Source organism: uncultured Umboniibacter sp. (assembly GCF_947497555.1).
Lineage (GTDB): Bacteria > Pseudomonadota > Gammaproteobacteria > Pseudomonadales > DSM-25080 > Umboniibacter.
On record NZ_CANMGY010000005.1, the window covers coordinates 36,477 to 47,855 of the forward strand.

At 48.2% G+C, this 11,379-nt stretch carries 11 protein-coding genes; 7 read left to right on the plus strand and 4 right to left on the minus strand.

Annotation, left to right across the window (positions count from 1 at the left end; all coding sequences use genetic code 11):
• Positions 1–83: 83 nt before the first annotated feature.
• Positions 84–2,345 carry an ATP-dependent Clp protease ATP-binding subunit ClpA gene (gene clpA / locus Q0698_RS07240; RefSeq protein ID WP_298635233.1) on the minus strand — a complete coding sequence of 754 codons (2,262 nt, stop codon included), beginning with the start codon at positions 2,343–2,345 and terminating at the stop codon, positions 84–86.
• A 22-nt stretch (positions 2,346–2,367) separates the two neighbouring features.
• Positions 2,368–2,700: an ATP-dependent Clp protease adapter ClpS gene (clpS, locus tag Q0698_RS07245; protein ID WP_298635236.1), complete on the minus strand. Its 333-nt coding sequence runs from the start codon at positions 2,698–2,700 to the stop codon at positions 2,368–2,370.
• A 245-nt stretch (positions 2,701–2,945) separates the two neighbouring features.
• Between clpS and cspD the strand changes: the two genes are divergently transcribed.
• Positions 2,946–3,164 (plus strand): cold shock domain-containing protein CspD, encoded by a 219-nt coding sequence (cspD, locus tag Q0698_RS07250; RefSeq protein ID WP_298635238.1) that lies wholly within the window; start codon positions 2,946–2,948, stop codon positions 3,162–3,164.
• Positions 3,165–3,208: 44 nt separating this feature from the next.
• Here cspD and icd read toward each other — a convergent pair whose 3' ends face one another.
• Entirely contained in the window at positions 3,209–4,471 is a 1,263-nt protein-coding gene (gene icd / locus Q0698_RS07255; RefSeq protein ID WP_298635240.1) for an NADP-dependent isocitrate dehydrogenase, read from the minus strand.
• A 99-nt stretch (positions 4,472–4,570) separates the two neighbouring features.
• Between icd and Q0698_RS07260 the strand changes: the two genes are divergently transcribed.
• From Q0698_RS07260 to Q0698_RS07285, 6 genes are all read left to right on the plus strand, one after another.
• Complete coding sequence (locus Q0698_RS07260; protein WP_298635243.1) at positions 4,571–5,188, plus strand: pseudouridine synthase; 618 nt, start codon at positions 4,571–4,573, stop codon at positions 5,186–5,188.
• 8 nt (positions 5,189–5,196) lie between these two features.
• Positions 5,197–6,288 (plus strand): tRNA 2-thiouridine(34) synthase MnmA, encoded by a 1,092-nt coding sequence (mnmA, locus tag Q0698_RS07265; protein ID WP_298635245.1) that lies wholly within the window; start codon positions 5,197–5,199, stop codon positions 6,286–6,288.
• On the plus strand, positions 6,289–6,900 hold the full coding sequence (gene hflD / locus Q0698_RS07270; protein ID WP_298635247.1) for a high frequency lysogenization protein HflD: 612 nt from the start codon (positions 6,289–6,291) through the stop codon (positions 6,898–6,900).
• A gap of 97 nt (positions 6,901–6,997) precedes the next feature.
• Complete coding sequence (gene purB / locus Q0698_RS07275; protein WP_298635249.1) at positions 6,998–8,368, plus strand: adenylosuccinate lyase; 1,371 nt, start codon at positions 6,998–7,000, stop codon at positions 8,366–8,368.
• Complete coding sequence (locus Q0698_RS07280; protein WP_298635251.1) at positions 8,346–9,518, plus strand: cupin domain-containing protein; 1,173 nt, start codon at positions 8,346–8,348, stop codon at positions 9,516–9,518. Before purB ends, Q0698_RS07280 begins: the two co-directional genes overlap by 23 nt.
• On the plus strand, positions 9,511–10,398 hold the full coding sequence (locus Q0698_RS07285) for a GNAT family N-acetyltransferase (RefSeq protein ID WP_298635252.1): 888 nt from the start codon (positions 9,511–9,513) through the stop codon (positions 10,396–10,398). Before Q0698_RS07280 ends, Q0698_RS07285 begins: the two co-directional genes overlap by 8 nt.
• 35 nt (positions 10,399–10,433) lie before the next feature.
• On the opposite strand, the gene Q0698_RS07290 is transcribed toward Q0698_RS07285, so the two are convergent.
• Complete coding sequence (locus Q0698_RS07290) at positions 10,434–11,375, minus strand: LysR family transcriptional regulator (protein WP_298635254.1); 942 nt, start codon at positions 11,373–11,375, stop codon at positions 10,434–10,436.
• Positions 11,376–11,379 lie beyond the last annotated feature (4 nt).

Here is an 11,379-nt window from a genome sequence, read left to right on the forward strand (position 1 = left end):
GCTATTCAGGGCAGTACTACGATATTCAACGGAAATGATTAAGTTTACCCAGCGCAACTATCCCGTTTTTATAGTCACTAAGGTTATTCGGCCGGTTCATATTCCAATACTAGTCCGTCATCGGATGCAGAAACATGTACGGTTCCGCCGTTCTCAGATAAAGCCCCAAAGAGCACCTCTTCCGACATAGGTTTTTTCAACAGTTTTTGAATTAAACGCGTCATAGGACGAGCCCCCATTGCTTCATCGTAGCCGTTATTAGCTAGCCACTCGCGAGCAGGCTCATCCACATCAAGGTGAACCTTCTTATCATCTAGCTGCGCTTGCAGTTGGGTCAAGAACTTGTCGACAACCGTTTTAATTACCGGCAGTGTCAAAGGCGAGAACTGGATGATCGCATCCAAACGATTTCTAAACTCTGGGGAAAATGCTCGTTTAATCTGACCCATGCCATCACTACTATGATCTTGCTTGGTAAAGCCCATGCTTGATCGTTGCATGAGCTCTGCACCAGCATTAGTTGTCATAATCAGCACTACATTGCGGAAGTCCGTAGATCGGCCGTTATTATCGGTTAAGGTTCCGTGGTCCATCACCTGTAAGAGTAGATTGAAAACATCCGGATGTGCCTTCTCGATTTCATCAAGCAGCACTACTGAATGAGGTGCCTTGGTAACTGCTTCGGTTAGCAAGCCGCCCTGATCGTAACCGACATAGCCTGGTGGCGCACCAATAAGCCTAGATACCGTATGGCGTTCCATATACTCAGACATATCAAAGCGGATAAGCTCTACGCCCATTGCTTGAGCGAGCTGCTTGGTCACCTCTGTTTTACCCACTCCAGTAGGCCCAGCAAATAAGAAACTACCAATGGGGGACTCAGGGTTCCCTAAGCCTGCTCGACTTAGTTTGATTGCGTCACTGATCGTCTCGATGGCTTCATCCTGACCAAAGACGACCATACGCAAAGAGTCATTAAGCTTTTGCAGTAATTCTTTATCGCTTGATGAGACATTTTTCTCAGGGATACGCGCCATGTTCGCAACGATCCGTTCAATTTCAGCAGTGCCGATGGTTTTAACCCGATTCTGCTCCTCTTGAATTTTTTGATAGGCGCCCGCTTCGTCAATGACATCAATGGCCTTATCGGGAAGGAAGCGCTCATTGATGTATTTCCCAGCTAGCTCTGCCGCGGTACGCAGTGCGCTATCGCTATACTCTAGACCATAGAAAGTCTCGAATCGCGGTTTAAGCCCCTTGAGGATTTCGTAAGTTTCGGAGACTGAAGGCTCGTTAACGTCTATCTTTTGGAAGCGACGACTGAGCGCCCTATCCTTCTCGAAAATACCTCGGTATTCCTGGAAGGTTGTCGAACCGATACACTTGAGTTCGCCAGAGCTCAAAAGCGGCTTTAGTAGGTTAGATGCGTCCATCACACCACCGCTGGCAGCACCTGCACCAATGATCGTATGAATTTCATCAATGAACAATACCGCGCCGTCCCGTTTCTTGAGTTCGGCCAGAAGCGCTTTGAATCGTTTTTCAAAGTCGCCGCGATACTTCGTCCCCGCCAATAGTGAACCTAAATCTAGTGAGTAGATGACCGCGTCGTTAAGTACGTCAGGTACCTGGTTCTCTGTTATGCGGAGTGCTAGACCTTCGGCGATGGCTGTTTTACCAACTCCCGACTCACCTACTAACAACGGGTTGTTCTTACGCCTTCTTACTAATACCTGAACCGCGCGTTCGACCTCTTTATCGCGACCGATTAATGGATCAATCTTACCTTTCATTGCAACTTCATTAAGGTTAGTTGCATAGGCCTCGAGTGGATCGTTACTCGTATCCTGCTCGGCTTCGGCCTCCTGTTGATCGATTTGTCCCGGGGTACTACTTTCGTTGGCATCCGTGAACTTTGAAATACCGTGGGTGATGAAATTTACCACGTCAATACGAGCGATTGATTGTTGCTTAAGATAGTATACTGCTTGGCTTTCCTGCTCACTAAAAATAGCTACTAGTACGTTAGCGCCGGAGACTTCGCTTTTACCGGATGACTGAACATGAAAGACCGCGCGCTGCAAAACGCGTTGGAATCCGAGCGTTGGCTGTGTCTCTCGTTGTTCTTCATGCTCTGGTATAAGTGGTGTCGTTGTGTTGACGAATTCATCAAGCTCTACGCGTAAGCGAGCTAGTGATGCGCCACAGGCAGTCAGTACTTCCAACGCAGAATCATTCTCTAACAGCGCAAGTAATAAGTGTTCTACCGTCATAAACTCATGACGACGGTCGCGAGCACCTCGAAAGGCGTTGTTTAGCGTTAGTTCTAGATCTTTACTCAGCATAGGAGTACTCCGCTATTCGCTGTTATTCGTTATCTTCAGGGAGAACTTCGCATTCGCACTTTAAGGGGTGCTCGTGTTCCTGCGCTACCTGATTAACAATCATAGTCTTAGTTTCCGCAATATCCTTAGGGTAGATACCCGCTACACCTTTACCTTGCTGGTGAACCGCCATCATGACCGAGGTGGCAGCCGCTTCGTCTAAAAAGAATATTTGCATTAACACATCAACGACAAAGTCCATTGGTGTGTAGTCATCGTTATACATTACTACTTGATACATTGGCGGTTTTTTCAGCGCGGGCTCTTCTGCCAGCGTTGCAGTACTGCCGTCAAAATGTATTAACTCGTCACTCATACTTTATATACTCTGGTAAATTCGTTTTAGATTGCTCTATTCTACCAAATCATTGCACCGTAAAGAAACGAGTGTCATAACTGCAGAATAGCGCTAATTTTGGCCGATAACATAACTTTTTTATGACGGGTTTCCGTAAAATCATCTTGACTCATAGGTTTTGCAATGCTAGTAATGGACTAAACACCGATATCAAATTTTAGTTTCTCAAACATAAAAAATGCTATTTCAACAGGGAGTTAGATATGGCAACAGGAACTGTTAAGTGGTTTAACAATGCAAAGGGCTACGGCTTTATTCTACCGGACGAAGGCAATGATGATCTTTTTGCCCACTATTCAACCATCACTATGGACGGTTACAAGACGCTAAAGGCAGGCCAACCAGTTCGTTTTGAAGTTGAGCCAGGTGATAAAGGGCTCCATGCTATCAATATAACCGTCGACGAAGAGGCGATGGCATAACTCGCTCGATCGCCTAAGTCACGATACTCTACATGAATGGCGACTTAGCGTCGCCTCATATTCTTCACCACTGCCATTCCGAACTGGCTAGTAGAGAGTAGTTCGCCATGCTCCATCATCTGGTGGAAGTCATATGTTACAGTCCGATCGCTAATTGTGTACTTCACGCCTTTAACCATTAAGTCTGCTGCCTTAGTCCAGCCTATATGTCTCAACATCATTTCAGCGGATAGTAATAGCGAGCACGGGTTAACCTGATCCAGACCTGCTAGTCGCGGAGCGGTGCCGTGCGTAGGCTCAAATAATGCAATTCGATCCCCAATGTTTGCGCCAGGCGCAATCCCAATACCGCCAACCTGTGCAGCCAGCGCGTCGGAAAGATAGTCTCCGTTTAAATTCATCGTGGCAATCACAGAGTGTTCTTGGGGGTACATCAAGATCTCTTGCATCATGGCATCCGCGATCACATCTTTAATAATAATCGGCTGGTTGGTGTTTGGATTGTTGATCGTGAGCCACTGAGTTTCAGGATCCTGAGTAGCACCAAATTCGTCACACGCTACCTCATAGCCCCACTCGCAGAATGCGCCCTCGGTGTACTTCATGATGTTGCCCTTGTGCACCATCGTGACTGACGGTTTATCATGATTAATGGCGTACTCAATTGCTTTACGGATTAGCCGTTTGGAGCCCTGTTCGGAAATGGGCTTTACCCCTAAGCCGCAATTTTCAGTGAACCTAAGGCTTGTTACCCCCATCTCTTCCTGCAGAAATTGAGTAACTTTTGCCGCCTCTTCACTACCTGCTCGCCATTCTATCCCTGCGTAGATATCCTCGGAGTTCTCACGAAAGATAACCATTTTTACGGCGTTAGGTTTACGCACTACAGAAGGCACGCCCTTGAACCACTGAATGGGTCGCTGGCAAACGTAGAGGTCAAGCTCTTGGCGCAGTGCTACATTGAGGCTTCGAAAACCACCGCCAATGGGGGTTGTTAACGGCCCCTTGATGGCCACTGAGTATTTCTCTAAAGCGGCTAGCGTTTCCGGTGGAAACCAATCCCCTTCGTAGATGTCGGCCGCTTTTTCACCGCAAAATATTTCCATCCAAGCGATACTTTTCTTACCCTTGTAGGCTTGAGCGACCGCTGCGTCGACGACCTCTAGCATGACGGGAGTAATATCGATACCAATGCCATCTCCCTCAATGTATGGGATAATGGGTCTATCAGGGACAATCATCTGATTATCATCGGTATGACCAATGGCTTCGCCTGACTTTGGCGGTAATATGTACTGGAACGTCATAAAATAGGTGCTTCTCAGTGCAGTGCTAACAGTGGAAATACTCTATCATAGAGTCAACGAGTGTGAATACCGCTCAATTTGGGCAAATAGACGGTGTGAATGGCTAAGTTAATTCTTCTAAACAAACCTTTTGGCGTGCTTTCGCAGTTTACGGGTACGCCTGATGAAACTACGCTGGCATCCTATATAGCCATTCCTGGGGTCTATCCTGCTGGTCGACTCGACAAAGATAGCGAGGGACTGTTGCTACTTACGGACGATGGCCAGCTACAACATCAGATAGCCCACCCATCGAGTAATAAGCGCAAAACCTATCAGGTAGAGATTGAAGGCAATATTAGCGACGAATCGCTGGAACAACTCTCCAAAGGTGTTGAGCTCAAGGATGGCCTAACACGACCTGCTAAGGCAAAACGCATTTCCTTCCCAACAGGACTTTGGGAGCGGGATCCACCGGTAAATCCGAGGTTGGCAACAAGCTGGATTGAACTTACTATCAGCGAAGGGAAAAACCGCCAGGTTCGTCGTATGACGGCAGCCGTAGGTAATCCAACGCTACGCTTAATACGCACACAGATTGGGCCGTGGAGTCTCGATCAATTGCTTCCTGGAAAGTACCGGGAGATAACGGTTAATATGCCGATTAATACGGCTAGAACGAGCCGAGGCAAGACTGATAGAACTAAAACCAGAGGAAGAATGCGCACTAGGCGCTAAGAGTAGATATGACTGAGAAAGTGATCGTAGGAATGTCCGGTGGTGTCGATTCATCGGTAACGGCCGCCGTACTGCTAGAGCAAGGCTACCAAGTTGAAGGTCTCTTCATGAAAAACTGGGACGAAGACGATGGTAGCGAGTATTGTACTGCAATGGCAGATCTGGCTGACGCGCAGGCTGTGGCCGACAAACTCGGTATCACCCTTCATACTGCAAACTTCGCTGCTGAGTATTGGGACAATGTCTTCGAGCATTTTCTAGAAGAATATAAGGCTGGCCGAACGCCAAATCCGGATATCCTCTGTAACCGCGAGATTAAGTTCAAGGTATTTCTTGAGTATGCAGAAGCGTTAGGCGCAAGTGCCATAGCCACGGGGCATTATGTGCGCCGCGGTACCAACGAGAATGGCGAAACTACCCTGCTAAAGGGCCTAGATGGCAATAAAGATCAAAGCTATTTTCTCCATGCGGTTACCACTAATGAGTTTGCTCGCAGTTACTTTCCCATTGGCGAGATGGATAAAACCGATGTTCGAGCACTGGCTGAAAAATATGAATTAGTCACGGCTAAAAAGAAGGATAGTACGGGTATTTGTTTCATCGGCGAGCGCCGCTTTAGTGACTTCCTGAATACCTACTTACCCCATCAATCGGGCGATATCATTACTCTGGACGGCACTAAGATTGGCGAGCACGTAGGTTTAATGTATTACACCTACGGGCAACGTCAGGGGTTGGGTATCGGAGGTATGGCAGGTGCTTCTGATGATCCTTGGTTTGTGGCGCAGAAACGACTTGAAACTAATGAATTAGTCGTGGTGCAAGGTACTAACCACCCGGCACTATTCCATACTACGCTGGAAGCCGACCAGGTCACCTGGATTAACTCCTCAGTGGATTTATCTAAGCCGCTGATGGCGAAGACACGCTATCGCCAGCCAGATCAAGGCTGCCGAGTAGAGATAGCTGGTGATTCGCTTATCGTGCGCTTCGATGAACCACAGCGAGCAATTACGCCGGGACAGAGCGTGGTGTTCTATCAAGATGATCAGTGCCTGGGTGGCGCCGTCATTAATAAATTCTATAACGAGGCAGCTTAAATGGAGTCTCGCACCCTCGCCGTTGCAGGCATGTTTCAATGCGCTGACCTCATTAGTGAACTTGCTCGTCACGGACGCTGTGACGAGCAAGCATATCTTGCAGTGATAAAAAGTGTTTTTAGCAACGACGCTGATAATGTCGCAAAAGTTTACGAAGACGTTAACAATTTGCGCTACGGCGCTCAGGTTTGCGTAGATATCGCCAAGCAGCGAAAGGCGAACTATCAGAACCTTATGATCTATGTCATGGGTATGATTCAGCTAGAAAAACAAATGCGCGCTCGCAAGGATTTTATGCCGAAAATCGATGAAGGACTCACTCTAAGTACTCGTCAGGTTGAGCTCTATGGCTATGAGCATGACTCCGTTAGTGGCTCTCTAAGTAATCTTTATCAATCAACCTTCTCTACCCTTAGCCATCGAATACAAGTGGTTGGTGACGTCAATTGGCTAACCCAAGATCGAGTCGCCAGTCGTATACGTGCCCTACTCTTTGCCGGAATTCGTGCCACGATGCTCTGGCGAAACTTGAACGGTAGACGATATCAACTGCTATTCCAGCGCGGCAAGATCACTCGACAATTTGAGGCCTGGCTAGCCACCGAGCACTAACATCGTTGGTGCTATTCACACTGAAATCGCCATGCGAACAGATTAAGATTCGGCTAAAATGGCCTCATCATTCATATCATTAGGATAAGCTACTAACATGGAATTAAGCGCGCTCACCGCCATCTCTCCAATTGACGGTCGTTACGGTTCGAAAACCGTTGCTCTTCGAGAACATTTTTCAGAGTACGGACTTATCTTCAATCGCGTTCTCGTTGAAGTGCGTTGGTTACAGCAACTCGCGGAACTTGAGGGTGTGACCGAGGTTCCTGCGCTGAGTGCTGAGGCGAATCAATTCTTAGAGACCTTGCTCCATGATTTCAGCACGGCTGATGCTCAGGCGGTAAAAGATATTGAACGCACGACTAACCATGATGTTAAAGCGGTTGAATACTTTCTAAAGGACAAGTTTGCTTCGAATGCAGAGCTCTCTGCAGTCTCCGAGTTTGTTCACTTCGCGTGTACGTCAGAAGATATCAATAACCTTTCGCACGCACTGATGCTTCGCGCCGGACGCGATGATGTGCTTGTGCCAACTATGCAGAAGTTAATCGACAAACTTACCGCCCTATCCCACGAGTTCGCCGCTGTGCCCATGCTTAGCCGCACTCATGGACAGACGGCTTCGCCTACTACCGTTGGTAAAGAGATAGCAAACGTTGTCTACCGTCTACGTCGCCAGCTTGTGCAAGTGGTTGAAACACCGCTCCTTGGTAAAATCAACGGCGCGGTAGGTAACTACAACGCACACCTAAGTGCCTACAATGATATTGACTGGCAAGCCAACGCGCAGACGTTCATTGAGGAACGCCTTGATATCGATTGGAACCCATACACCACTCAGATTGAACCGCACGACTATATTGCTGAACTCTTCGACTCGGTGGCTCGATTTAATACCATCCTAATTGATTTGGATCGTGATATTTGGGGCTATATTTCTCAGGGCTACTTTAAACAGAAGGTTGTTGCGGGCGAAGTGGGTTCATCTACCATGCCGCATAAGGTCAACCCAATTGATTTTGAAAATTCCGAAGGTAACCTTGGTATGGCAAACGCTGTACTGGCGCACATGGCGCAGAAGCTCCCAATTTCCCGCTGGCAGCGCGACCTAACGGATTCCACCGTGTTACGAAATATGGGTGTTGGCTTCTCCTACAGTCTTCTTGCCTATGAGGCGACGTTGAAGGGCTTGTCTAAACTTGAGCTCAACGCCGCACAACTCGCATTTGATCTTGACTCAAGCTGGGAAGTTCTCGCTGAGCCAATTCAGACAGTCATGCGTCGCTATGGCATCGATGAACCCTATGAGAAGCTTAAAGCCTTAACTCGTGGTCAGACTATTAACGCCGAGACTTTGGCGGTGTTCGTTGACACCTTAGAACTTCCAGACCACGTTAAAGTGGAATTGAAAGCTCTTACCCCTGCTAATTACATAGGAAATGCCGTTGATCAAGCCAACGCAATTTGAACCTTCCGTTAAGCCGCTCAATCGATTGGGTAACCTGTCGATTGAGGAGTTTCTTCTCCGGTATTGGCAGCAGAAGCACGCTGTACTGAGCCAAGTCTTTCCAGGCTTCGAGCCCCCGATTGACGCGAATGAATTAGCTGGGTTAGCACTAGAGGATGAGGTCGAGAGTCGACTGATCCAAGAAGCTACTCCTAATCAATGGACAATGGAGAGCGGTCCCTTTTCGGATCAAACCTTTGCCACGCTTCCAGCGGAAAATTGGACGCTGTTAGTTCAGGCGGTGGATCAGTGGAACCTCGGTATATGGGAGTTGCTCCAACAGTTCTCGTTTATCCCCAACTGGCGTCGCGACGACGTCATGATTAGTTTCGCTGTACCGGGTGGCTCAGTTGGTCCGCATTACGATCACTATGACGTCTTCCTGATACAGGCAGAGGGCGAGCGCGAATGGACCATTGGGCCTAAGTGTGATGATCTGACCGAACGAGCAGAAAATGACCAACTCGATCTACTCGCCAATATTGACGCTCAGGAAACGCACCTATTGAAGCCCGGAGATGTACTCTATGTCCCTCCAGGTGTGGCTCACTGGGGTGTTGCGAAGACGTCCGCGATGACCATTAGTATCGGCTTTCGCGCACCAAGCGTTGGCGAAGTCTTTCAGGATTTCGGTAAGGAACTCGAAGGTCTACTCGGCAATGATACTCGCTTCAGTGATCCTAAACGGACAATCAGTCAGTCACCGGGCGAGCTCGCCCAGCAGGATGTAGACCGTATTCAGCAGATTTTAGCCAAGCACGTCGCGGACCCTAAAGTCATTGCCAATTGGTTCGGTTCGTTTATGACCGAGCCGAAGCGCGATGAACTTCTCCCTCTTGTTGATCGCGTTGACGTCGACGGCGCCTATGAATCGTGCTTAGTACGAGATGCTGTGACCCGAGTAGCTTACTATCAAACCGAAGATGAGTTTCTCTGGTTTTGTAATGGCGAAGTTCAGTCGTTGAATCCGTCCTGCGCCATACTTGCAGAGCGATTAGCCAACGAAGCAGTTTTGTCGCTTGAAGAAGTTAGCGCACTGGTTGATGACGAAAGCACTCGCGAGTGGATGAACGAGTTACTGGAACAGGGTCATTACCACCTCTATGAATGATCTTCGTGTTATTCGTGTACGCTGGCCTGAGTATGAAGGGGAAGTTCATGCTATCCGCCATGAAGTTTTTGTTCAGGAACAGGGCGTCGCGGAAAATATTGAATGGGATGGCCAGGACTCACGATGTGTCCACGTTTTGGCATTTCATAATGAAACACCCGTAGGCACCGGCCGTCTAATGCCATCCGGGAAGATTGGTCGTATGGCGGTACTAAAGCGCGCTCGCGGGAAAGGTATTGGCGCCCTGCTCCTAACAAAACTAGTTGAAATAGGTGGGCACGCCGGCTTTTTATCCCTCTATCTTCACGCCCAAGCGCATGCATCAGGATTCTATCAACGTGCAGATTTTAAAGTGAATGGTGATAGCTACCTGGAAGCGGGTATTGAGCACGTCACCATGGATTTAGCGCTAACACCTCGTGATGGCCCCATCACTCCCTCTGCGTTTTCGGCTAATCGCCTTCAGCTGGTTACGAAAGCAAGGCGTGATGTCTACATTGCTGAATTAGATTTCAGTGCAATGTCCAATGACTTAGCGGATATAACAGCAAAACTCACATTATTACTGCGTGAAAATGCGAGGGCCGAAATCTTCATTCTTTCCTTCGACTCGGTTGCCTTGATTGAACGTTGCCCAGAATTCTTTAATTGGCTTCAGCGCTTAAACTCAAGAGTTCATTATCGCGTCTTATCAGAAGCTGATGCCGCCGAACTTGGAGCGAGTTGGCTGATACCTGGGCTTGCCGGACAATTTAAACAGGCGAAGGGCTTGTCACAAGCTGCCGCTGGATCCCCTGTTCTTGGAACGCAGCTACAACGTTTCAAGCAAATTTGGGAGCGTAGTCGGCGCGACAAGCGCTTTCGAAGGCTTATGATCTAAGACTTATGATCAGCCTACGCTTCAACGATAAGTGGTTAAAGCGTACTCGCCACATCCATAATCAATCTGCGCAGCCATCGATGAGCGGGATTGTGCTGTAGTAGTGGAGACCAAGCCATATTTAACTCAATAGGCGGGATTGGAAACGGTGGTTCCGAGACGAAAAAGCTACCATCATTGTGATGACGCTTGGCGACACGTGTTGGTAACGTGGCCACAAGATCATCACGCGCTATCAAGACGCCAGGCATTTGATAGTGTCGTGTAAAGATAGCGATCTTTCTTCGGCAACCCGGCTTTGCTTTCTCTACCGCCCTGTCTACCCAACCAAGCTTGTTGTAGTTTTCGACGTTGATACCCGTACCTCGGCCTACGCCAGTTTTGCTAACCCAAATGTGTTGAGCGTCTAGATAGGTATCGAGATTCAAGTTCTCTGATAGCGGGTTATTGGCACTCATCAAACATGAGAAACTGTCTCGCCATACTACGACTGAATGGAAACTCTGTGGTAATTCATCAAAGCGATTAATTGCTAAGTCAACCTTGCCCTGTTCTAGATCGCTAATCGAAGCATCACTGGGAGTGAGCAGATCTAGCACAACATTGGGGGCTTCGCGACGGAGACGCTTAAGAACTTCCGGAATGAGTGTAGATTCGGCGTAATCGCCGACAATGATACGGAACATTCTGCTAGAGAATTCCGGTTCAAAGCCCTCTGTCGGCTGCAACACCTGTTCTATTTCGGTAAGGATATGTCGAACGCGTGGCTGGATCGATAACGCTTTCTCAGTTGGCGTCATCCCCTCAGTAGTTCGAACGAGTAGTGGATCATCAAAGAGTTCTCTCAAACGACGTAAGCCGTTACTCATTGCCGGTTGAGTGATACCCAGCACAGCACCAGCGCGAGTGACGTTCTTTTCTTCAAGTAGTACATCAAAGTAAACAAGAAGGTTGAGGTCGACCCGAGAGATATTCATAGAT

What these genes read in the sequence shown, in the direction of transcription:
- clpA (WP_298635233.1), bottom strand. Translation starts at nt 2,345, where the DNA reads ATGCTGAGTAAAGATCTAGAACTAACGCTAAACAACGCCTTTCGAGGT.
- clpS (WP_298635236.1), bottom strand. Translation starts at nt 2,700, where the DNA reads ATGAGTGACGAGTTAATACATTTTGACGGCAGTACTGCAACGCTGGCA.
- cspD (WP_298635238.1), top strand. Translation starts at nt 2,946, where the DNA reads ATGGCAACAGGAACTGTTAAGTGGTTTAACAATGCAAAGGGCTACGGC.
- icd (WP_298635240.1), bottom strand. Translation starts at nt 4,471, where the DNA reads ATGACGTTCCAGTACATATTACCGCCAAAGTCAGGCGAAGCCATTGGT.
- Q0698_RS07260 (WP_298635243.1), top strand. Translation starts at nt 4,571, where the DNA reads ATGGCTAAGTTAATTCTTCTAAACAAACCTTTTGGCGTGCTTTCGCAG.
- mnmA (WP_298635245.1), top strand. Translation starts at nt 5,197, where the DNA reads ATGACTGAGAAAGTGATCGTAGGAATGTCCGGTGGTGTCGATTCATCG.
- hflD (WP_298635247.1), top strand. Translation starts at nt 6,289, where the DNA reads ATGGAGTCTCGCACCCTCGCCGTTGCAGGCATGTTTCAATGCGCTGAC.
- purB (WP_298635249.1), top strand. Translation starts at nt 6,998, where the DNA reads ATGGAATTAAGCGCGCTCACCGCCATCTCTCCAATTGACGGTCGTTAC.
- Q0698_RS07285 (WP_298635252.1), top strand. Translation starts at nt 9,511, where the DNA reads ATGAATGATCTTCGTGTTATTCGTGTACGCTGGCCTGAGTATGAAGGG.
- Q0698_RS07290 (WP_298635254.1), bottom strand. Translation starts at nt 11,375, where the DNA reads ATGAATATCTCTCGGGTCGACCTCAACCTTCTTGTTTACTTTGATGTA.